This is a genomic window from Cloacibacterium rupense, assembly GCF_014645495.1.
Lineage (GTDB): Bacteria > Bacteroidota > Bacteroidia > Flavobacteriales > Weeksellaceae > Cloacibacterium > Cloacibacterium rupense.
Map to the genome: position 1 here is coordinate 230,054 of NZ_BMLV01000004.1, position 22,937 is coordinate 252,990.

The 22,937-nt window shown below is 34.1% G+C and carries 25 protein-coding genes and 1 riboswitch; of the genes, 15 read left to right on the forward strand and 10 right to left on the reverse strand.

Features of this window, described 5'->3' with window-relative positions:
• Positions 1-159: 159 nt before the first annotated feature.
• Positions 160-336: a BF3379 family histone-like protein gene (locus IEW40_RS10175; RefSeq protein WP_188617985.1), complete on the forward strand. Its 177-nt coding sequence runs from the start codon at positions 160-162 to the stop codon at positions 334-336.
• A 106-nt stretch (positions 337-442) separates the two neighbouring features.
• Here IEW40_RS10175 and IEW40_RS10180 read toward each other — a convergent pair whose 3' ends face one another.
• Complete coding sequence (locus IEW40_RS10180; RefSeq protein ID WP_188617986.1) at positions 443-1,756, reverse strand: voltage-gated chloride channel family protein; 1,314 nt, start codon at positions 1,754-1,756, stop codon at positions 443-445.
• A gap of 32 nt (positions 1,757-1,788) precedes the next feature.
• Positions 1,789-1,856, reverse strand: a riboswitch (Fluoride riboswitch).
• A 32-nt stretch (positions 1,857-1,888) separates the two neighbouring features.
• Positions 1,889-2,344 carry a hypothetical protein gene (locus IEW40_RS10185; protein ID WP_188617987.1) on the reverse strand — a complete coding sequence of 152 codons (456 nt, stop codon included), beginning with the start codon at positions 2,342-2,344 and terminating at the stop codon, positions 1,889-1,891.
• A 219-nt stretch (positions 2,345-2,563) separates the two neighbouring features.
• Between IEW40_RS10185 and IEW40_RS10190 the strand changes: the two genes are divergently transcribed.
• From IEW40_RS10190 to IEW40_RS10245, 12 genes are all read left to right on the forward strand, one after another.
• Complete coding sequence (locus IEW40_RS10190; protein WP_188617988.1) at positions 2,564-2,806, forward strand: AtpZ/AtpI family protein; 243 nt, start codon at positions 2,564-2,566, stop codon at positions 2,804-2,806.
• Positions 2,796-3,158: a hypothetical protein gene (locus IEW40_RS10195; RefSeq protein WP_188617989.1), complete on the forward strand. Its 363-nt coding sequence runs from the start codon at positions 2,796-2,798 to the stop codon at positions 3,156-3,158. Before IEW40_RS10190 ends, IEW40_RS10195 begins: the two co-directional genes overlap by 11 nt.
• Positions 3,159-3,220: 62 nt before the next feature.
• Entirely contained in the window at positions 3,221-4,354 is a 1,134-nt protein-coding gene (atpB, locus tag IEW40_RS10200; protein WP_188617990.1) for a F0F1 ATP synthase subunit A, read from the forward strand.
• Between the two features lie 36 nt (positions 4,355-4,390).
• The gene (atpE, locus tag IEW40_RS10205) at positions 4,391-4,585 is read left to right on the forward strand and encodes an ATP synthase F0 subunit C (protein ID WP_188617991.1); all 195 of its coding nucleotides are present in this window, start codon (positions 4,391-4,393) and stop codon (positions 4,583-4,585) included.
• A gap of 86 nt (positions 4,586-4,671) precedes the next feature.
• A complete protein-coding gene (gene atpF, locus IEW40_RS10210) occupies positions 4,672-5,169 on the forward strand; it encodes a F0F1 ATP synthase subunit B (protein ID WP_188617992.1) in 498 nt (165 codons plus the stop codon).
• Between the two features lie 2 nt (positions 5,170-5,171).
• Positions 5,172-5,711 carry an ATP synthase F1 subunit delta gene (atpH, locus tag IEW40_RS10215; protein WP_188617993.1) on the forward strand — a complete coding sequence of 180 codons (540 nt, stop codon included), beginning with the start codon at positions 5,172-5,174 and terminating at the stop codon, positions 5,709-5,711.
• A 17-nt stretch (positions 5,712-5,728) separates the two neighbouring features.
• Positions 5,729-7,306: a F0F1 ATP synthase subunit alpha gene (atpA, locus tag IEW40_RS10220; protein ID WP_188617994.1), complete on the forward strand. Its 1,578-nt coding sequence runs from the start codon at positions 5,729-5,731 to the stop codon at positions 7,304-7,306.
• A gap of 85 nt (positions 7,307-7,391) precedes the next feature.
• Positions 7,392-8,249: an ATP synthase F1 subunit gamma gene (gene atpG, locus IEW40_RS10225; RefSeq protein ID WP_188617995.1), complete on the forward strand. Its 858-nt coding sequence runs from the start codon at positions 7,392-7,394 to the stop codon at positions 8,247-8,249.
• 132 nt (positions 8,250-8,381) lie between these two features.
• Complete coding sequence (locus IEW40_RS10230) at positions 8,382-9,809, forward strand: ATP-binding protein (RefSeq protein WP_188617996.1); 1,428 nt, start codon at positions 8,382-8,384, stop codon at positions 9,807-9,809.
• Positions 9,810-9,858: 49 nt separating this feature from the next.
• A complete protein-coding gene (locus IEW40_RS10235) occupies positions 9,859-10,752 on the forward strand; it encodes a DUF8428 domain-containing protein (protein WP_188617997.1) in 894 nt (297 codons plus the stop codon).
• Between the two features lie 394 nt (positions 10,753-11,146).
• Positions 11,147-12,496 (forward strand): hemolysin family protein, encoded by a 1,350-nt coding sequence (locus tag IEW40_RS10240; protein ID WP_188617998.1) that lies wholly within the window; start codon positions 11,147-11,149, stop codon positions 12,494-12,496.
• Between the two features lie 98 nt (positions 12,497-12,594).
• Positions 12,595-12,885 carry an ATP-dependent Clp protease adaptor ClpS gene (locus tag IEW40_RS10245; RefSeq protein ID WP_188617999.1) on the forward strand — a complete coding sequence of 97 codons (291 nt, stop codon included), beginning with the start codon at positions 12,595-12,597 and terminating at the stop codon, positions 12,883-12,885.
• Positions 12,886-12,916: 31 nt separating this feature from the next.
• Here IEW40_RS10245 and IEW40_RS10250 read toward each other — a convergent pair whose 3' ends face one another.
• From IEW40_RS10250 to tamL, 3 genes are read right to left on the reverse strand one after another with little or no spacing between them, the layout of a single operon-like run.
• The gene (locus tag IEW40_RS10250; protein WP_188618000.1) at positions 12,917-13,369 is read right to left on the reverse strand and encodes a hypothetical protein; all 453 of its coding nucleotides are present in this window, start codon (positions 13,367-13,369) and stop codon (positions 12,917-12,919) included.
• Between the two features lie 15 nt (positions 13,370-13,384).
• Entirely contained in the window at positions 13,385-15,586 is a 2,202-nt protein-coding gene (locus IEW40_RS10255) for a M20/M25/M40 family metallo-hydrolase (RefSeq protein ID WP_188618001.1), read from the reverse strand.
• A gap of 20 nt (positions 15,587-15,606) precedes the next feature.
• On the reverse strand, positions 15,607-18,183 hold the full coding sequence (tamL, locus tag IEW40_RS10260) for a translocation and assembly module lipoprotein TamL (protein ID WP_188618002.1): 2,577 nt from the start codon (positions 18,181-18,183) through the stop codon (positions 15,607-15,609).
• Here tamL and IEW40_RS10265 point away from each other — a divergent pair.
• Both IEW40_RS10265 and IEW40_RS10270 read left to right on the forward strand, forming a co-directional pair.
• A complete protein-coding gene (locus IEW40_RS10265; RefSeq protein WP_188618003.1) occupies positions 18,169-18,897 on the forward strand; it encodes a TrmH family RNA methyltransferase in 729 nt (242 codons plus the stop codon). The two genes, tamL and IEW40_RS10265, sit on opposite strands and share 15 nt — an antisense overlap.
• A gap of 108 nt (positions 18,898-19,005) precedes the next feature.
• Entirely contained in the window at positions 19,006-19,935 is a 930-nt protein-coding gene (locus IEW40_RS10270) for a diacylglycerol/lipid kinase family protein (protein ID WP_188618004.1), read from the forward strand.
• Positions 19,936-19,959: 24 nt separating this feature from the next.
• On the opposite strand, the gene IEW40_RS10275 is transcribed toward IEW40_RS10270, so the two are convergent.
• From IEW40_RS10275 to cmk, 5 genes are all read right to left on the reverse strand, one after another.
• Positions 19,960-20,784, reverse strand: a complete 825-nt coding sequence (locus tag IEW40_RS10275) for a mechanosensitive ion channel family protein (RefSeq protein ID WP_188618005.1) — start codon at positions 20,782-20,784, stop codon at positions 19,960-19,962.
• 2 nt (positions 20,785-20,786) lie between these two features.
• Complete coding sequence (locus tag IEW40_RS10280; RefSeq protein WP_188618006.1) at positions 20,787-21,290, reverse strand: phosphoribosyl-ATP pyrophosphatase; 504 nt, start codon at positions 21,288-21,290, stop codon at positions 20,787-20,789.
• A 12-nt stretch (positions 21,291-21,302) separates the two neighbouring features.
• Positions 21,303-21,614, reverse strand: coding sequence for a phage holin family protein (locus IEW40_RS10285; protein WP_188618007.1), 312 nt, complete (start codon positions 21,612-21,614; stop codon positions 21,303-21,305).
• Positions 21,615-21,696: 82 nt separating this feature from the next.
• A complete protein-coding gene (locus IEW40_RS10290; protein ID WP_188618008.1) occupies positions 21,697-22,041 on the reverse strand; it encodes a YtxH domain-containing protein in 345 nt (114 codons plus the stop codon).
• 125 nt (positions 22,042-22,166) lie between these two features.
• Positions 22,167-22,841 carry a (d)CMP kinase gene (gene cmk / locus IEW40_RS10295; protein ID WP_188618009.1) on the reverse strand — a complete coding sequence of 225 codons (675 nt, stop codon included), beginning with the start codon at positions 22,839-22,841 and terminating at the stop codon, positions 22,167-22,169.
• Positions 22,842-22,937: the final 96 nt, after the last annotated feature.

The window sequence follows — 22,937 nt, forward strand, 5'->3', positions numbered from 1 at the left end:
GGAAGGACTAAAACAGTGATTTTGGAGCTTATAAAGGTCTCAAAACGAGTAAAAAGGGTATAAAATGCACATTTTGTGATAAAAAATAATAGAAATTATAACAACAATTGCATTATTATTCTATATTTGCTACTACTAACATTATAATTAAATAAACCTATGAAAGAATTGATCGAAAAAATCAATGGAGAATTTGAAGCTTTCGCTAAAGAAGCACAACAACAAGCTGAAAAAGGAAATAAGGCTGCAGGTACTAGAGCTAGAAAATCTGCTTTAGAATTGAGCAAACTTTTCAAAGAATTCAGAAAAGTATCTGTGGAAGAAGCTAAAAAATAATCTTCCTCAAAAGAACAAAGAATTAAGAAGCATAGAATTTTTTTTCTGTGCTTTTTTTATGGGGTAATGTTAGTGGCTATTACTTTTATTAAATTAACAGTAAAAATTATTTTTTATCTATCATAGATTGTCCTTCGTGGTTTTCGTACCTAGAATGTTTGGCTTCTCCAATGATTTGTTTTCCGTAGATGCTGTTGTGTCCTGATAAAAGATAAGAGACTACACATGCAATGGCCATGTAAATTCCGGTTTCAGCACCGAACAATTCTATTCCCATGAGCATACAAGCCAAAGGAGTGTTGGTAGCCCCTGCAAAAACGGCTACAAAACCCATGCCTGCTAAAAGTGCCGTAGGAAGAGGTATAAATAAGGAAAGTGCACTGCCCAAAGTAGCGCCAATAAAGAAGAGCGGGGTGACTTCGCCTCCTTTGAAGCCTGCTGCCAAAGTAATGATGGTGAAGGCCATTTTAAGGGCAAATACATAAGTTGGTTCTTGGGTTTGAAAAGCTTCAATAATGGTAGGAATGCCAAGGCCAATGTATTTGGTAGTTCCCATGATAAATACCAAAGCAGCAACGATGATGCCACCTACTACAGGTCTTAGTGGGGGAAATTTAATTTTAGATTTGAATATTTTGGTCAGAAAATGAATGGTTTTGCTGAAGGCGGCTGCGCATAATCCGAAGGCAATTCCCGCCAAAATACTATATAAAATAGGCAAAACTTCTAGTTTGGGGATAAGGTCTACATGATAGTGGGTATGTTTTACAGGCCAAAGGTTGGTTACGATATCAGCTAAAATAGCCGAAGCAAAAGCTGGGAAAATGGCATTGTATCTTATTTTGCCAATCAAGAAAACCTCTAACCCGAATAAAGCACCCGCTAAAGGAGTGCCAAAAACAGAGCCAAAACCAGCCGCTATGGCAGCGATGAGCAGAATTTTTCTTTCGTCTTTGTTGAGGTGTAAAGGTTTTGTGAGTTGGTCTGCAATAGCACCTGCCATTTGCAGTGCTGTGCCTTCTCTACCAGCAGAGCCCCCGAAGAAGTGGGTAGCGATGGTCCCGATATATACAAAAGGAGCCATTCTGAAGGGGATGGTTTCTTTGGGATTGTGTATGCTGTCTATTAATAAATTATTACCCGCCTCAATATCTGTACCTAAATAGTAGTACAATAATCCGATTAAAAAACCGCCGATAGGGAGTAGGGCAATAAGCCAAAGGTGATTTTCTCTAAAGTTGGTGGCCCAATCTAGAGAGATTAAGAATCCTGCAGAGGCAGAGCCTACGGAAATACCAATGATGGAACTTATGAGTAGCCATTTTAGGATATAAGGTAGGGCAGGATATTTCCTGAAAAATAGGGCAATAAAGAGTTTTGGTTTTTTGATGAACGATTTATTGTTGTAATGATTTTGCATAATTCTCCTGATTAAAATTGATTGTTTTAATTTGATAATCAGGCGTCATCAGCTCTTACAGAGCGGTTGGGTTAGGAAGAACACCATTTCCTATGAGACAAAGATATTAAATTTTGAAAAATCAAAAAAAAGTTATTCAGATTTTTCTTCTTGCATTCTTTGGGCTAAGAGGTAGATGGCTTTCAGTACCCGTTCGCATCTTGTGATGTCTGGGGAAAGGGAGAAAAAATCTACTTTAGAAACTAAAAGACCATTATACAATTTAATTTTTTCACCATTTGTTTGTAAACTGAATTGGTAATTTTTACCATCAGGCTTACATTTAACCTCAGAAATGATGAGGTCTTTCACATTAAACGAAGTGTTTTCTGAGAGCAAGATAACACCATCGGCGTTTACAGAACCCGTTTTTTTGGTGATAAGGCCTTCCTTGGTTACCGAGAATTCGTTGGCTCCATTATTAAAATATCCTAGAAGGTCAGACGCATAAGCATTGAGCCAAGCTGAGATGTCTTCTTTGGATTGAGCAAAGGAAATTATGGGTAAAATGAGTAAAAAGGAAGCAATAAATTTTTTTGTTTTTTTCATATTTGTGAATAGATATACAAATATAAAATATTATCTCATCAAATGACCTTTTGATATTGAAGGAGCATTATTTTTTTTGATTTAATTTGTTTTCTGGTCTTGAAGAAAGGTGTTTTTGAGGAAACTGATGAAGCATTCAAGTTAATTTTTCAGGGTATGACATTTGTCATCTTTTGGATTTTGTATATACTTTTCTCTATTTTTGCAAAAATCGGGTTTATGGAAAAAAAACCTTATCAGGAGAGCCCATTAAGAAAATATGGGATTTATTCTACCATTGTGTTTCAGATGTTGTTTATCATCGCCATTTCATTTTGGGGAGGCAATAAGATAAGTGAATATTATGAACTTAAAACCAAATTGTTAACCGTAGGAATTGGTTTTGCGGGGTTGTGTTTGGCGATGTATGTAACCCTAAAGAGATTGAACGAAATCAATAAAGAAGAAGAGAATGAAAAATAATATATTGTGGATAGGTTTTGTAGTGGTGATGATGGTTCATTTAATCATTTGGACTCAGGTAGAGCATCTGGCTCCGCTATTGCTTATCAAATTTTATGTTTTTTTAAGTGTGATGTTTCTAATGCTGATTACGGTGATTAATATTATTAATAGAACCGTGCCAGAGTTTTTAGGATTATCATTTATAGGAATTATTTTGTTGAAATTTGTGTTGATGTATTTGATAAGAATGAAGTTGGATTTTGAGCAAGTTCCGCATTATAAATTTCATTTTATTATTCCGTATTTCGTTCTTACAGGGCTACTTACGTACTACACGATTCAATTATTGAATCAAGAAAAAAAACATTAAATATTTTCTTTTATACTCCGAAAAAATATCATATTTTTGCACAACTAAAAAAAAAGACTCTAATGCTTAAGAAAACAGCACTTATAATTAGTACCATTTTTACTTTGACTTTTGCATTTGCTAATCAGGAAACACCTGTAGCAGAAGCACATAGTACAGAAGCACATGCGGAAGCTAAGCCTTTATCAGAGAAAGAAAAGATTGCTGAAGAAAATAAAGAATTTATTCAGCATCACTTGTTAGATGCTCATGATTTTACCATTATGGTAGATGTAGACGGTCATCATATAGGTTTTCCGTTGCCTGTGATTATCTATGATGGAGGATTTCATTTCTTCATGAGTAACAAAAATAATTTCTCTCATGTAAACAATGAGGGCAAAAGTGCTGAAAATATAGTAGAGAGCAATGGAAACTATTATAGACTTTTCCATGAGAAAATATACAAAACAGATGCTTCTGGTGATTTGAAATTAGATGCGCATCATCATCCAACGGTAGAAAAAGTTTTAGACCTTTCTATTACTAAATCTGTGTTGATGATATTGTTTGTTTCCATTTTGATGTTGGTTATTTTTGGAGGAATGGCCAAATCTTACAAGAAATCTTTGGTGCCATCTGGGGCTGCAAAAATATTTGAACCATTGATTATCTTCATTAGAGACGATATAGCTATCCCGAATATTGGGCATAAATACAGAAGATATATGGGTTATTTGTTAACTGTATTTTTCTTTATCTTGTTCTTGAATGTTATTGGTTTAATGCCTTTTGGGGTAAACGTAACGGGTAATATTACCATTACTTTCTTCTTGGCTATATTCACTTATCTTATTACCAACATTTCTGCCAACAAAGATTATTGGAAGCATATTTTCTGGATGCCAGGTGTTCCTTTCCCAATGCAATTGATTTTATTGCCAATCGAATTATTAGGGACTTTGACAAAGCCATTTGCATTGATGATACGTCTTTTTGCGAACATGTCTGCTGGTCACATTGTGGTCATGAGTTTGATAGGTTTGATTTATTATTTTAAGAATGTTGTAGCTGGAGTGTCTTTTCCGCTTTTAGCATTGGTAATATATGTGTTAGAGGTATTGGTAGCATTTTTACAAGCTTATATCTTTACGATGCTTTCAGCATTATTTATTGGTATGGCTGTACAAGATCATGAGCATGAGCACGCTCATTAATAGAATTATTAAAACAATTTTTTAAATTTTTATATTATGGAAATTCCTAAAATTATTGGTGCAGGTTTAGTAGTAATCGGTGCAGGTATCGGTATCGGTAAAATTGGTGCTGCTGCTTTAGAAGCTATCGCTAGACAACCAGAGCAATCAGGTAAATTACAAACTGCGATGCTTATCGCTGCGGCTCTTGTAGAAGGGGTAGCGTTCGCTGCATTATTTGCTGTAAACTAATTGCTTAGAAAAATTTCATTGACTGTAAGGGTTGCTTGCAGTCAGTGATTTTTTAAACAAAAATTTTAAAAAACATTAATCTACATATGGAATTAATTAATCAATTTCAATCAGGATTGTTTATCATCCAATCTATTATCTTCATAGCGCTTTTGCTTTTATTAGGAAAGTTTGCTTGGAAGCCAATTCTTAACTCTATCAACGAGAGAGAAACTAACATTATGGATGCTCTTAACCAAGCACAGTTAGCAAAAGAAGAAATGGCACAGCTAAAATCTGATAACGAAAGAATCATCAGAGAAGCAAAAGCAGAGAGAGATGCTATCTTAAAAGAAGCTAGAGAAATTAAAGAAAAAATAGTTTCTGATGCTAAAGAAGTAGCTAAAGTAGAAGGGGATAAAATGATTGCTCAAGCAAGACAGTCTATCGTTGCTGAAAAGACGGCTGCAGTAGCTGAAATCAAAAACCAAATTGGTGCTCTTTCAGTACAAATTGCAGAATCTATCTTGAAACAAAAGCTAGATACTACTGAAGCACACAATCAATTGGTAGAAAATATCCTTAAACAACCTAATCAGAACTAACAATGCTTACATCTAAAGTAGCAAAAAGATACGCACAAGGTTTACTTGATTTCACACAGGAGTCAGGTAATACTGCAACTGTATTTGCAGAGATGAAAGATGTGGTAAAGATTATGAAAGATTCTAAGGAACTGAAAAATTTCTTTGCTTCACCTATTATTGATGCGAAAAAGAAAATAGCGGTAGCTTCACAAGTTTTCGTTAGTTTTTCTGCAGTTGCCCAAAACTTAATCACCCTAGTTATCAAACAAGGTAGAGAAAGTCATCTGCAAGACATAGCACAAGAATTCATCAACAAAGTAGAAGATTTACAAGGAGTACAGAGAGTGACATTGACAGTAGCATCTGAGCTATCTCCTAAAAACATTGAAGAGATTGTAAAATCTACTTCTTTGGTAGATCATTCTAAAAACAGTGATTTAAAAGTGGTGGTGAATCCAGAAATTATAGGTGGTTATATCCTAAGAGTAGGAGACCAACAGGTAGATGCTTCTGTAAAAACTAAGCTAAGCCTAGTAAAAAAAGAATTTCAATTAAATTAAGTTAAAACAACCATAAAATGGCAGAAATAAATCCGGCTGAAGTTTCAGCAATTTTAAAACAACAATTGGCCAACTTTGATACGCAATCCAACGTAGAAGAAGTAGGTACAGTATTACAAATTGGAGATGGTATTGCTCTTGTTTACGGTTTAGAAAACGTACAATACGGTGAATTGGTAAAATTCCAAAGTGGTATTGAAGGTATTGTATTGAATCTAGCTGAAGACAACGTAGGTGTTGCGCTTTTAGGAGAATCTAAAAATGTAAAAGAAGGAGATACCGTAAAAAGAACCCAAAGAATCTCTTCTATTAGAGTAGGTGAAGGTATGCTAGGTAGAGTAGTAGATACTCTTGGTAATCCTATCGATGGTAAAGGGCCTATCTCTGGTGACCTTTACGAAATGCCACTTGAAAGAAAAGCTCCAGGTGTAATTTTCCGTCAACCGGTAAATGAACCTTTACAAACGGGTATCGTAGCGATTGACTCTATGATTCCGATCGGAAGAGGACAAAGAGAGCTTATCATTGGTGACAGACAAACTGGTAAAACAACTGTTGCGATTGATACCATTCTTAACCAAAAAGAATTTTTCGATGCTGGTGAACCAGTATTTTGTATCTACGTAGCAGTAGGGCAAAAAGGTTCTACCGTAGCACAAATCGTAAAAACTTTAGAAGATAAAGGAGCTATGGCTTATACTGTAGTAGTAGCAGCTAATGCTTCAGACCCTTCTCCAATGCAGGTATATGCTCCTATGGCAGGTGCTGCAATTGGTGAGTATTTCAGAGACACAGGTAGACCAGCATTAATCATTTATGATGATTTATCTAAACAAGCGGTAGCTTACCGTGAGCTTTCTTTATTATTAAGAAGACCACCGGGCCGTGAAGCATATCCAGGTGACGTATTCTACTTGCACTCTAGATTATTAGAAAGAGCTGCTAAAGTGATTAAAGATGATACGATTGCTGCTCAAATGAATGATTTGCCAGAATCTCTAAAACCAATGGTAAAAGGTGGTGGTTCTCTTACGGCTTTACCAATTATCGAAACTCAAGCGGGTGACGTATCTGCCTATATCCCAACCAACGTAATTTCTATTACAGATGGTCAGATTTTCTTAGAGTCAGATTTATTCAACTCTGGGGTAAGACCAGCAATCAACGTAGGTATCTCTGTATCTAGAGTAGGGGGTAATGCACAGATTAAATCAATGAAAAAAGTATCTGGTACTTTGAAATTAGACCAGGCACAATATAAAGAACTAGAAGCTTTCGCAAAATTCGGTTCAGACTTAGATGCGGCTACTATGGCGGTAATCTCTAAGGGTGAAAGAAACGTAGAAATCTTAAAACAACCTGTAAACTCTCCACTACCAGTAGATGCACAGATTGCAATGATTTACTCAGGAACTGAAAACCTATTGAGAAACGTACCGATTAGAAAAGTAAAAGAATTCCAAGTAGAATATATTGATTTCCTAAGAAACAAGCATCCAGAAGTAATGGCAGCTTTGAAATCTGGTAAAATTGATGATTCATTAACAGGAGTTCTAAAACAAGTAGCTACAGATTTAGCAGCTAAATATAACTAATATTAGTTGATGGTTTTTGGTTGATAGTTGACAGAAAATTCTAAAACTAACAACCAACAACCGACAACCAACAACTAAAAAAATTATGGCAAATTTAAAAGAAATTAGAGGCAGAATAACATCTATATCATCTACGATGCAGATTACGAGTGCTATGAAAATGGTTTCGGCTGCGAAACTTAAAAAAGCACAAGACGCTATCGTAATGCTAAGACCTTATTCAGAAAAACTTCAAGAAATCATTCAGAATGTGAGTTCTAATTCAGATTCTGAGAATGTTTCGGTTTTTGCACAAAAGAGAGAGGTAAAAAAGGTGCTTATTATAGCGGTAACTTCTAACAGAGGTTTAGCAGGAGCATTCAACTCTTCTATTGTAAAAGAACTGAATCATAAAATTGCTGAAACACCTGTAGAAGTTGAAGTTTTGACCATCGGAAAAAAAGTTTTTGATGCGGTTAAAAGAAGCAGAACGGTATATGATAATCAAAGTGCCATCTTTGACCATATGAGTTTTGAAAAAGTATCAAAAGTGTCTTCTAAAGTGATGAAAGCTTTTAAGGAAGGACAGTTCGATGAAGTGCATTTAATTTATAACAAATTTATCAATGCTGCTACTCAAGAAGTAAAAACTGAACAATTATTACCAATAGAAATGCCGGAAAACACTGGTAATGTTGTAAGTGATTATATTTTTGAGCCTAGCAGAAAAGAAATTATCGAAAGTTTGATTCCTAAATCAATCAAAACTCAGGTTTATAAAGCAGTATTAGACTCTATCGCTTCTGAACATGGTGCTAGAATGACAGCCATGCACAAAGCAACAGATAATGCGCAAGCTCTAAAAAATGAATTGGTGATTTTCTATAACAAAGCCAGACAGGCGGCGATTACCAATGAAATTCTTGAGATTGTATCTGGAGCAGAAGCCCTTAAAAATAGTTAATCTAATTATAAGATATCAATTAAAAGCATCAACGAGAGTTGGTGCTTTTTTTTATAAATATTCTCTGTTAAATATAATTATGTTAAATTTAGATGAGATAATAAATGCGTAATTTTGCAAAACTAGTAAGCTATGATTGTTCCTAAAAACACTTTTTTCAGATATAAGATATTTTTTGCAATTGTGTCATTAAATTTAATATTTGTGACCACCATGGCTTTGTTCAATTTTTACAAAGATTCATTGCGTTTACAGCGTGCCAAAAAGCAAGAACTTATCGCTCTAGAGAATAAAGTACAAGACACTTATCATTATATTCTTACCAGACATTCTGAATTATCTCAAAAGGAGCAATTTTTGGAATTGATGAAAGATAGGATTTTTGAGATTTCAGATGTGAATCATGTGACCATTAGCATTTATGATTTTAAAGGCAATTTATTAGCGAGCAGCAGACATGAAAAAGAACCGCTAGAAACTTCAGTATTAGAAAGACTAGAAAAGACCAAAAAAAGAGTAATCGAAGAATCTGTACAAGAAAAAAAAGGGATTACACAATATCATTCTTATAATTATTTAATGGCAGAGAATAAAGCCATTGCAATTTTTGAGGTAAGTAATCTGGGAACTAGTTCTTCGTTATTTGTTCATTTTAAACTATTGGCTAAACAATATTTTTTGGCCATTATCATCTTATTTATTTTAAGTGGCTATGCAGCATGGTTTATCTCCAAAAGCCTCACTCAGAAAATAGATGCTATTTCTAAAAAACTGAGCAAAACCAATGTAGAATATCTGGATACCCCTATAGACTACTCTGATGAAGACGAGATAAAACCCTTGGTAGATTCTTATAATACCATGTTGGGTAAATTGCAAGAACAAACCCATCAATTGGCCAAAACAGAAAGAGAAGAAGCATGGCGAGAAATGGCAAGGCAAGTGGCCCATGAAATCAATAATCCACTTACCCCATTAAAGCTATCGGTGCAGAATTTCCAAAGGAAGTACAAAGCAGATGACCCAGATAATGATGAAAAAATAAAGAACCTGACGCAGGTGGTGGTGCATCAAATAGATATTATATACTCTATTGCCAAGTCTTTTTCGGATTTTGCCAAGATGCCTATCAGCAATGATACCCTGATTGATGTGGTGAAAACGGTAAAGTATTCTGTAGACATCTTCCCAGAGCATATCATAGAATTTTATAGCAACGTAGATGAATTGTACTATAAGATAGACGGGATTTACCTCACGAGGATTATTACCAATATTGTAAAAAATGGAATACAATCTATACAACATAACGATAAAAAAGTAAGGGTAGAAATTAAAAATAAGCCAGACAAATTTACCATCAGTATAGAAGATAACGGAAGTGGTATTCCAGAAGAGCATCTGGATAGGGTATTTGAACATAAGTTTACGACCAAATCTTCTGGAATGGGACTAGGACTATCTATGGTAAAAAAGATTGTAGAAGATTATCATGGGAAAATATGGTTCGAAACAGAAGTAGATGTAGGAACTACCTTTTATATAGAATTTATAAAATAGCAATTTAATGGATTGCATTTAACCATAAAAAACAAATAAAAAACAACATATGAAGACTAAAATTATTGGATTACTCTCTGCAATTGTACTTGCATTATCAGGATATTTGCTCTATGACAGTTTGAATACAGAGATGAGTGAAGCGGAAATACAAACCCAATTTGCAGATTTAAAAGCAGATTATCAATACATTAAAGAAGATTTAGAATTTGCTGTAAAGGATTTGAATTTTAACAGCAAAGAAATTATTTCTCAAAAGCAAAAGATAGAAAAACTGGTGAGTAAAAATAATCTGACCCAAGAAGAATTGATAGAGGCCAAAAAGATTATGAGTACCTTATCTAAAACCATTCTTAAAAATTTTAAGGAAAAAGTGATAGTTTTAGAAGATGAGAAGTTGAAGTTATTGAATGAAAAAGACAAAATCGTAATAGAAGTGACTAAACTGAAGGATCAGGTAGAAGATTTGGACCATAGAATCATTAATGAAAAGAAAATTTCTGAGAAAAAAGATCAGTTGATTACTTACGCTTCTAAGTTGACCCTTTCTAATTTTAAACTCAATAGTTTTAAAGTAAGAAGTAGTGGAAAAGAGGTGCAGACTGATAAAGCTTCTAGGATTGATAGAATTAAGGTGAGTTTTGATATTAATGAAAATATATTAGCCCCTTCTGGTGCCAAAAATCTCTATATGGTGATTAAGAAGCCAACAGGAGAAACGGTAACCTTTACCAACAAGCCTTCCGGTATTTTTATGTTGGGAAACAAAAAAGTGGTATATTCTGACAAGATAGATTTCAACTACGAAAAAGGAAAAGAACAATCTCTAGAATTCGTTTGGGATAATGAGGAATTTAGCAGAGGAGATTACATGATGGAAGTTTATGAGAAAACCCCAACAGGAATTGTGATGATAGGTAAGGTGACTAAGACCTTAGAGTAATTTAACATAAAATACGTAAATTAACGTATTGATTATCATGTTGGTTTAACATAATTTTGACATGTAAAATTGAAACACCAAAAAATTTATATATAACTACACAAAAGTGTAATTGACGAGGATTAGTATAAGTTTTAAATTTGTATTTAATTATTAGTAACCAGGAAAACACAAATGATGCTAAACTCTACTACGGAAAATTAAAGCATTTGTTAATTTAAAATTTTTTTTTCTGTAGTAGTTTTTTTTTAAAAGTAGTAATTTTCTTCATATTTCGATTTTTAGACCCAAACGAAGGATACACGTTTCTAGTGTATCCTTTTTGTTGTCTCATATATAAAAAATTGTTTTTAATAATTTTTATATCTTTGCAGTAATTGTTTAAATAAAATAAATGGACCCCGATAGTTTTGTCAAACTTCTCATCGCATTATTGTTAGTATTATTGAACGGTTTTTTCGTAGCCGCAGAATTCTCCATCGTAAAAGTTCGCTATTCTCAGATACAAATAAAAGCTGCCGAAGGAAACAAAATGGCAAAGCAAGCAGAATTGATTATCAAGAATCTAGATGCTTATCTATCTGCTACACAATTAGGAATTACTCTAGCATCCTTAGCCTTAGGTTGGGTAGGAGAGAGTGCCCTAGAGCATGTTTTCCATGATGTATTCAGTTATTTTAATCTAGAAGTATCACAATCTATACTTACTACCATCTCTATAGTGGTTAGTTTTTCTATCATTACGGTAATGCACATTGTTTTCGGGGAGTTGGTTCCTAAGTCCATCGCCATCAGAAAATCTGAAGCTACCACCTTATTTATTGCATCGCCTCTTCGATTTTTTTATTTTATTTTCAAGCCTATTATTTGGTTAATGAATGTCATTTCTAATGCTTTTCTAAGATTAATTGGGATACACCCTGCTTCTGACCAAGAAATACACTCTACCGAAGAATTGCAACTTTTGGTTAAACAATCTGCCGATAGTGGAGAAATTGAAGAAGAAAACTACGAAATCATCAAAAACGCTTTTGATTTTACAGACCATACGGCAAAGCAAGTCATGATTCCTAGGCAAAATATTTTTTCTATTGATATTGAAGATTCTAAAGAAGAAATCATCAAACAAATCATGGAGAGTGGATATTCTAGAATACCCGTTTATGAAAACTCTATAGACAATGTTATTGGTATTTTTTACACCAAAGAAATCATAAGAGAATATGTAAAACACATCGATAATCTTGAGAATTTTGATTTAAAAGATTATCTCAGAGAAGCCTTCTTTGTGGTGGGGAGTAAAAAAGTATCAGATTTATTGAAAGTTTTCCAATTAAAGAAACAGCATTTAGCCATTGTAATTGATGAATTTGGAGGAACTGAAGGAATATTGACTTTAGAAGATATTTTAGAGGAATTGGTAGGTGAAATACAAGATGAAGAAGACGAAGAAGAGAAAATTGTAGATAAAGTAGGGGAAAATGTATTTTGGGTACAAGCTACGCAACCACTAGAAGAAATCAATGAACACTTACCCAAGTCTTTGCCCGAAAATGCAGAGTATAATACTTTGGCAGGATATATTTTACACCAATTAGAAGATATACCAGAAGAAAATCAAGAATTTAAATTAGATGATTATCAATTTAAAATTCTGAAAATGAATAACAAGAGTGTAGAATTGGTACAATTGACCTACCAAGAACCTGATTTAATAGAAGATATTATTGAAGAAATAGAGTAGGCTTGATGGAGGTGCATGAGATTAAAAGATGGAAGATGGAAGATGGAAGATGAATCCTGAACTCTGAACTTTGAACTCGAAACCCGAAACCTTTTAGAATGATTAGATTTTACGATAAACCACAGCGTGAGTACGAAGAAGATGTAGCCTTGTTAGAAAAAGAAGACGAGGTTTATAAATTGGTACTTCATAATGATGATGTCAATACCTTTGATTTTGTCATAGAATGTTTGATAGAAATCTGCAAGCATACCCTAGAACAAGCCGAACAATGCACCATTTTGGTTCATTATAAAGGCAAATGCACGGTAAAAACAGGCAGCATGGAACTCCTAAAACCTATGCACGAAAAATTAATTTCCAGAGGTCTTACTTCTGAGATTGTATAAAAAAAACTCGCTGATTAGCGAGTTTTTTGGTTTATATTTTTTCCCATTGAGCTTTTATTTTGCTCATTTTCATCAAATATGGAATAAGGAACAAAAGTTCTAATCGGAAAGAAAAACTGTGGTTGTATAATGGTAAAACGAACATAGAAATTGTACAAATAATAATTCCTAATACTGCATCAATTTGTGCCATATTTACGCCCCAATTTTTTTCGAACCATAATCCATAAGATACAGAACCCTTTAAAATAAATAATAGCATTACAGATATCCCTATCAAAGATTTAGGATTAGTGGTCGTCAAGCCATATAGAGATAAATCTATATTGTCTGCAAAAGGTGTCATTAGAAGTAGTATAACTCCTAATACCCCAAAGAAAAAGAAAATCCAAATAAAAACTTTAATCCATATAGGCAATAATTTTCTTCTTTGATTTTTAATATTTAAATTGTCAAACTCATCAAAATTTGATATTTCTTCCATGATTATTAATTTTGATTAAAACTTCACCTTAAACACCTTCTTTTCACCATTTCTAATTACGGTAACGTCTTTTTCGTCGCCAGCGTTTAGTTTGGAAAGGCATTCCATATAAGAATAGACTTCAGTGATTTTGCAATCTCCTATTTGAACCAAAATATCGCCAGAAACAATTCCAGCTACTGCAGCAGGTCTTCCGTCTGTTACGCCATCTATATGCAGTCCGTCTTTGGTATCAGCATAACTAGGCATAATCCCAAGCGTTACTTTGTATTTAGGGGCAGATTTGGTAGCGGTTGTTTTAGTTTTGGTGAAAGGAATTTCAGATTTTTGACTCAATTCATTGGCAATCCCGAAAACATAATTAGTAATGGTTTTTACACCTTCGAAATTAATCTTTTCGGTATCATCACTTGGTTTATGATAATCTTCGTGCGTTCCGGTAAAGAAAAATAATACAGGGATGTCTTTTAAATAAAAACTGGTGTGGTCGCTTGGTCCGGTTCCAGATTCATCTAATGCCAAGTTATAACCAGCTGGTTTGTATTTTTCTATCAATTCTTTGAAAATAGGGCTGCTGCCAATTCCGCCTACATTCAAGACTTTGTCTTGGTTTAGTCTGCCTACCATATCCATATTAATCATGGCTACCACATTAGGGAATTTGGTTTTTACCTCTTCGGCTAGTTTTTTAGAACCAATAAGACCATCTTCTTCGGCAGAGAAAAGAGCAAAAACATAGTTTACTTTTTCTTGGGTTTTGTTTTGAGAAAACATTCTTGCCAATTCCATTACGGCAGTTACCCCAGAAGCATTATCATCTGCACCGTTATGGATTTGTCCGTCAGAATTCATCAAGGTAGAGTGGTGGTGTTCATTTAATCCTAAATGGTCGTAATGCGCACCAATGATAATGGTTTTCGAGGCTTTATTGTCTAGATAACCAATGATGTTAGTCCCTTTACTTGGCGTAGAAGAATTTTCATCGTGAGGATTAAGTTTCACTGAATATTCAAACGGTTGTAGTTCTGTTTTTAATCCTAATTTTCTGAAATTTTTACTGATGTATTCAGCTGCTTTTTTTTCACCTTCACTTCCTGCCAATCTTCCTTTCAAATCATCTGAAGCAAGAAAAGAAAGATTCGATTTTAGATGTTCTTCATTTACATTTTCTGTGGGTTCATCATCTACCCAATCAGCGATAAAAACGTTGGTTTCTCTAGGTTTAGACTGATTTCTATTGCTGCTGAAAACCAGTTTTTTGCCATCTTTAGAAAACATAGGGAAGGCATTGAATTCGCTGGCGTAAGTAATTTGTTTTAAATTTTTACCATCTAAATCTATGGTGTATAATTGGAAATCATATCCTCTGGTAGAGTGGTGGTTGCTAGAAAAAATGATTTTCTTATCATTGGGTGTAAAATAAGGCGCCCAATTGGCTTTGCCAAGATGTGTAATTTGTTTTAAATCTGTACCATCTGCATTGATGGTGTAAATCTCCATATTGGTAGGAGCTACCAAATTCTGAGCGAGATAGTCTTTGTATTCTTTAATTTCGGCATCGGTTTTGGGTCTAGAAGCACGAAATACAATTTTTTTTGAGTCATGAGAGAAAAAAGCACCACCGTCGTAACCTAAACCTGAAGTCAATTGCTTTTGGTTTTTGCCATCAATATCCATGGTCCAAAGTTCTAAGTCGCCACTTCTGGTAGAGGTAAATACTATTTTTTTACCATCTGGCGAAACTACCGCTTCTGCATCATAACCTGGCGAATTGGTGAGTTTTTTGGTGATTTTACCATTCAAATCGGCTACATAAATATCAAAATCTGAATAAATAGCCCAAAGGTATTTCCCGTCTTTAGGAACTGGTGGCGGTGGACATGCAGCAGAACCTTCGTGAGTAGAAGCATACAAAACGTGCTTGTTATCTGGCATAAAGAAAGAGCAAGTGGTTCTTCCTTTACCTGTGGAAACTAGTTTTAGATTAGCGGATTTTTTAGATGCATCTTTAGAAAGGTCGTACACAAAAATCTGGTCGCACTCTGCACCTAATTCTTTGTTGGTTACCTGCATGGTAAGAAATTTGCCATCTGGCGAAAAGTAGGCTTCTGCATTATCACCACCATCGGTAAGCATGGTGATGTTTTTTAGATTTTTTTCTTGAGAAAATAACGTTGCACTCGTAATAAGTGCCATTAAGATATATTTATTTTTCATATACTAAGTAGAAATTTTTATTAGAATGGATACCCAATTGAGAAATTGAGGGTTGGTTTTAAAGGTTGAATTTTATCGATCACCCATCTTTCACCTTTAGGTTGATTAGGGTCGTGCATTTTATAGGCAAGGTCTAGTCTTACGGTGATGTAGGCTACGTGAATTCTAAGACCTAAACCACTACCCAAGCCCATTTGAGGGATGAATTTTTTGAATTTGAATTCATCTCCTATACCTGTATCTTTTAAACTCCAGATGTTCCCTGCATCTGTAAACACAGCGCCTTCAAACATTTTATTAATAGGGAATCTGTACTCTATATTGGTGGTTAATTTTACGTTGCCCATCATATAATCTCTTACTCTTTTATCAACATCAGAATCAGCAGGCCCCAATCCGCCAAAAGCAATCCAAGCTCTTACATCATTACTTCCTCCACTGAAATAAGACCTTACAAAAGGCATGCTAGAAGAGTTGCCATACGGAATACCTACCCCTACCACTTGTCTAATAATGAATTGGTGTTTGTTTTGGAAGGTAAAATATTTTCTAATATCTACATCAAACTTCACAAACTGAGAAATGGGAATCCCGAAAATCTGTCTGCTATTAGCACTTAATCCGTTTGATGTATTTATTTTTTTACTTACTAAACTCAAAAGATTACCAGCTAGTTCAAATTTACCATCGAAATAAAAGGGGTTATCATATCCTTTTTTTCCTATTTCGTTGTAGGTGTAGTTGTAAAATAAAGAATTGATGATAACGTTCTGAGTAATTCTTTCTTTTTTGTAAATGACTTGAAAGTAATTGAGTAAAAGTTGAAACTCTTCTGGGGTTGTAAAAGAATTAGGAAATCCACTGTCTGCCAAAATAATATTGGTCACATCATCTTTCGTTAATGTCCCATTACCATTGTTATATTGGGCACCTACACTAGGATTGTAGATAAAGTATTTATCAAAAACTTGTTCTCTTACAGCATCATCTGCGGGAAAATAGTCATAATAAGCACTCTTGTTTCTGGTGATGCTCAATTGGGTGTTAAATAAAGATAATTTATGAATCACACGGTCTCCAACATTTAGAAAATAATTAAAGCCTGCATTGAAGATTCTTCTATCCATCCCAATGTTGTTTTGCGCAGAAACCCCAATGTTAATGGTTGACACGGGAGAGTATCTGTTGGGAACCAATTTTTCTGTATTGAAAGGCAGCAATAATCTTGGGAAATTTAAACCGAATTGTAGAGAAAATTCTGAGGCATTAAGAAAAGCATCAGGATTTTTTTGGGTATATACCGTTCCAAAAGTTCCAGAAAGGCTAGTAGTAAGGTTTTCGGCACCCTTAAAAATATTTCTAGCGGTTAATTCTACAGATGGTGAAAATCCAAAATTTAAAATCTGAGAGTAGTGCACGTCAAAACCCGTTTTAAAGTTGTATCTAGGCAGCGGAACCAATCTGTATTTTACATTAATTACGGTATCATTAGGTTTTATGGTTTCTCTGTAATCAGCAATGCTGAAGTTATTCAAAGCCATAAAATTTCTTTTGGTAAGGTCTAGATTTTTTTGGAAATAAACTTCCCCTCTTTTAAGGGTAATAGGCCTCCAAAGTGTTTTTACTTTATATTCTTCGTCTATTCTTTTGATTTTTACCCCATGGTATAAGGTATCTAGAGTAGCATTTTCAGTGATGTTATTAATGTATTCTACTTCTACATCACCTATGGTGTATTTTTTATAAGGAGAATTAATAGAATCTTTCAAAATTTGCATAGAAAGGGGCACCTGTTTACGGCTGGTAAGGGTGTCTGCGGTGAAAAAAATTTCGCCACCATCTCTGTTGAAAGAGAAATAACCATTCTCCTGCATTTGTTCTGTAATTCTTTTTACTTCTTCTTCTAGATTGACTTGATTAAGGATGGTTCCAGATTTTACATAGCTGTCTTTAATGTTGGCCTCGTAGAGCGCTCTAATATTATCATAAGGAATGTTGTAGGTATAATCCTTTATAAATGTAGGGTCTTTATAAGTGATTTTATAGGTGGCTTGTGCTTTTTTAGCAGCAGAATCTTTTTTGGTGCTATAATCTACATGACTGTCCCAATAGCCTCTGTATACTAGAAATTGTCTCATTTTTTCGGCACTGCTGGCTGTTTTTGCTTCGTCTAAAATCACAGGAGGCCTACCAATTGTATGGAATAATCTACTCCAGAAAATACTTTTACCTACAAATTCTGGTTTATTGTATTTTCTAAAAAGAGAGTCTCTTAGTTTTTGAGTTCTCAGATTATTAGGAAAGGTCATATATTCTGAGACGATGCTGTCATATTTAGGATTTCCCATATTATAGATGAGTAATCTGGTAGGGAGAAACATAAGGTCTCTTTTATTGGGTTTTTGGGCTGCATAATCAGGGATTTCATCTTTATAATGGTCAGCGTCTTTATACTCAAAATGATTTTTGGTAAGCAAATATTGTCCTGCTGGAACTTTTTTGGTACTATTGCAAGCGTACAAAACCAATAGCAAAATTGCGAAAGAAAAAAATATGTGGTATTTTTGAAAATATTTCGGATAATGCTTACTGCTCATAAAATAAAAGTTTTTCAATCTTTAGATAAAAAGAAGTTCAGACAAAAATACAATTTGTTTTTGGTTGAAGGCAATAAAATCATCTCTGAACTCAAAAATTCTTCCTATAAAATTACTGAAATTTTCAGTACCAATCCCTCTGCGTTGTCATTTTTATCTTCAGAAGCTCATCTGATTACAGAAAAGGATTTAAAAAAAATAAGTTTTTTACAAACGCCTAAGGATTCTGTAGCCGTAGTAGAGTTGCCTAATTCTATAGAATTGCCAAATCAAAACATACAAATCATTCTAGACGGCATACAAGACCCTGGCAATTTAGGGACTATTATCAGGCTTTGCGATTGGTTTGGTATTGCACAAATTATTTGTAGTCAAGACACCGTAGACTTCTACAATCCAAAAGTAATACAATCTACCAAAGGTTCTTTTGCCAGAGTTAATGTAGTGTATACCGATTTAGAAAATTATCTGAGCCAAACCGAAGTGCCAAATATCGGGACAGACATGGTAGGTGAAAATCTTTATCAATTTGATTTTCCTAAAAAATTCAATCTTATTTTAGGAAATGAAGGCAATGGTATGCGCCCTAGTGTAGAAAAATTGGTAACAAAGAATATTACCATTCCACGCTTTGGTAAGCATCAATCTACCGAAAGTCTCAATGTTTCTATGGCCACAGGAATTATTCTGGGACAATTGTTTTCTAAATTCTAGAAAATTAAAGGTCGGATTTTTGAATTCCGAAAAATGATTATCTTTAAATTTTTGTAAAAATCTATGAAGTGTACTTCATAAGCCACCCTAATCCTATTTTAAATTTAGATGCAGAAAATTGCCTTTTTTATAAATCCCACCATTAGAAATTTCAGAAACATAGAAATAGAATTGCAACATCATTTTATTGATTTCGACTATCAATTTTTTATTTCAGAATATCATGGCCATTTGTTAGAGCTTCCTCTGAAGGCAATTAAAGAAGGATATAATTGCATGATTGCCGTAGGTGGAGACGGCACATTAAATGAAATTGTGAATGGTACGTTAAAAGCCTTTAAAAATGGTGATTCTTATGATTGGGAAGCTATTTCTAACATTAAAATCGGGGTGTTTCCTACAGGAAGTGGAAATGATTTTGTGAGAAATATTTATGATTCTAAAGTTTCTACTTTATTAAATTTGATTCAGAACCAGCGCTCTGAGTTGATTGATGTAGGGCTTGCCACTTTTTCTAATGAAAATGGGGTAGAGGAACAACGTTTTTTTATGAATATTACAGATGTAGGCATCGGTGGTGAGGTGGTAATAACTAAAGAAAAAATGCCTGCTTTTTTCTCTGCCAAGTTCAATTACCTTGTCTCTATTCTCTATGTAATGGCTACTTATAAAAAGCATCAGGTAAAAATAAAGACAGATAAAGATTCTTATCAAGGAAAAATTTTGAACTTTGTGATTGCCAACGGAAAATATTTTGGAAACGCCATTGGCATTGCGCCTCATGCTTTACTAGATGATGGTTTGTTTTCTATTACCAATATTGGTAACGTAAGCCTTTTGGATTATTTTCTGCATATAGGAAAGGCAAAAAAATGTCAAAAAATTAATCATCCTCAGGTAAGTTATACTTTTTCTAAAGAGGTCTTTGTAGAAAGTGCTGACCATAGAAAAATAACCATTGACATGGATGGCGAATTTGTAGGCTTTGCCCCTATTGCAATAACTTGTCTTGAGAAGAAGATTCGTTTTTTGAAATGATTTTCTACAATTTATTAAGCATAATTATGCTGTGGCTGGTGGGATATTGATGTTATTGGCTTTAAGGTAAGCCAAGACTTTTTTCAAAATTTCAGACCTTAAACCGCCTCCTGGTGCATTTACGTCTGTGGTTTTGAACCAATAAGAGCAACGTATTTTTACGGTATTGTCTACAAAATCGGTAATCAATGCAGATGCTTTTGGCATTTTTTCCACTTGATTGAACGAATTGACAATGGCGACAATATCTGCCATTATTTTTTCTACATCTTGTTCCATTTTAACACTGATGGTAAAATCACTCATCAGAAGTTGATGGTAAGTGTAATTTTCTAATGGGTTTTTAAGAATGATAGAATTCGGGATGAAAACATCTTTTCCATCTAGAGTTTGAATGTTGGTTTCTCTTAAAGATAAGTCTTTTACTCGGCCTCTTATTTTTTGTACTTCTATTAAATCTCCTATTTTAAACGGCCTTCTAAATGCCATCAGAATACCAGCCAAGAAATTTTCTCCGATATCCTTTAAGGCAAAACCTACAATAACAGTTGTGATGGCGGTACCTGCCAATATTTTGTCGGTTATATTGCCATAACCTAAAATGCCTAAACTGATGGAGATTAAAAATAGGGTGAGAATAATAGAAACGATGTTGACCAAAAAAGTAGTTGCTATAGAGTCTCTGGCTTTTTCTTGTATGATTTTTCGTACACGGCTAGAGGTGAATTTAATCACAAAAACACCTATGGCAAGAACCAATAAAGCGACTATAAGAGCAGGGATTTTGTGGATAAAACTCAGCCAGATTTGTTCTATCTGATTGCTAAATATCAAGAATTCTTTCTTCATGGTTAGATTACTTTATTCAGACTTTTTAGGGTTTCTTGTTTTTGGTAATCATCTAGTTTTTCTCTAAAAAATTTAATGGCGTAGGGTGCCAAATAGATGATGCCAATTCCTATGGCTTTTTTCTTCCAACTAGAGTGGTAAAGATTTTTTTTGGCGTAGTTGGTCACCATGGCTGCAACGCCCAATTTCAGTGCGTTTTCTGTAACACTGCCTATAATGTTTGTAGTGTTGATGCCTAGTTTTTGTTCACCATATTCATTGATTTTGGTTTTCAAGAAATTGTCTGTGGCCCCACCTGTTACAAAACTTAGTATTTCACCAGTCTTTAGAGACAGTTGGTGGTTGCCTTCATCATCTATTTTATCGGCTAGAAATTGGTCACTCATACCGTTGGTAAAGGCGCTGAGACTTTCTTTAGGATTCTCAAAAGATAGTTTTTGTTCTATATCCGCAATATTTTGCTTGAGCTCTTCTTTTCTTTTTTTTAGGTCTGATAAATTTTTCATGTGTTTTCGTTTTTAATCATTAAAGAATGCTTCTATGGCCTTATTGGTGATAAAATTTTTGATGTGGTTTCTGAAAACGAAGGCCAATATAATCATCAAAAGATAAAATCCAGATAAGATAAAGAAGCCCAAAGCATAATTGCCAGTCCATTTACCAAGCAATAAAGCTAAACCAATGTTTAACAAAATAATAAAGAAACTTCCCATGATGGAGATAAAGAAAAGTGGGACAGAAATGCCTATGATTTTAAGTGTTTTCTCTGTAGCGTCTAGTTTTAGAAGTTCTACATGATTTTCTATATAATCTTTTACTATTTTGACCATGGTGTAATAAATTTGATTTAAAAGTACAAAAAAAGGAACTTATAAGCTAAGTTCCTTTAGAAGTTTTTTATGAAATCATTGTTTATTTCAAAGCGTCTAGTTCTGTTTCTACTTCATGAGCAACTTCAGATGCTTTGCTAGCGGCAGTAGATTTGTATTTTTCGAAATTTTCTTTTACGCTAGAGACTACTTTGTCTATATTTTCTTTCGCTTTTTCAGAAAGTGTTCCGTATTCAGATTTTACTTTTTCTGATACTTTTTCATATTCGTCTAGAGCTTGGTCTTTTAGGTCTGTGGCTTTAGCTTTTAGTTTTTTTCTTGTTTCTTTGCCTTCTTCTGGAGCAAATAATACTCCTAATACTAGACCTGCAGCTGCTCCTGCCAATATTCCAGCCAATACGGCTGCTGTATTTTTTCCTTTTGCCATTTTGTTTAGATTTTAGTGTTAATATAAATGATTAGTTATGACGTTGTATATGCCACAACTATTGTACCAAATATAGTGAAAATCTCACAAATTTTTGTTAAATAATGATGAATTTATTCTATGGTTTATTTTAAAATGTGTGATAAAATCAACTCAATGGTTTCCTCTTTATTGAGTGTGGTATTGTCTATTAGGGTAGCATCTTCTGCTTGTTTCAGGGGAGCTACTTCTCTTTCGCTGTCAATTTTATCGCGGGTTACTAGATTTTGGAAAACTTCGTCATAAGAAACTTCTTTGCCCTCATTTTTCAACTCTAAAAACCTTCTTCGGGCTCTTTCTTCTGGGCTAGCGGTTACAAAAAATTTAAAATCAGCATTGGGCAGAATTACTGTTCCTATGTCTCTGCCATCCATAATTACACCACCTTTTGCGGCTAAGTTTCTTTGAAAATCTAGTAGAAATTCTCTTATTTCTGGTTGTTTAGCAATGATGCTTACGTTATTAGAGACTCTTACTTCGCGGATTTCTTTATCGATGTTTTTACCATTTAGGTAGAGCTCTAGAAATTCATGGTTAGGCTTGAATTCTAGATGAATTTTATCTAATTGCGAAAAAAGTGACTTTATGTCAATTTCCTGTTGGTCATTTAGGCAGTTTTCTAGTGCAAAAAAAGTAATCCCTCTGTATAATGCCCCTGTATCTATATGAATAAGATCTAACCTTTTGGCTATTTGTTTAGAGATAGAACTTTTTCCAGTGGATGAAAATCCGTCAATGGCAATTACAGGTTTCTTTTTCATAGGGCAAATTTCGCCAAATTATTTTGAATTTGAAAGTTTTTGAAAAGGAAGTTGGATGTGCTAGGCAGATGAGATACCATCGTAAATCCAAAATCT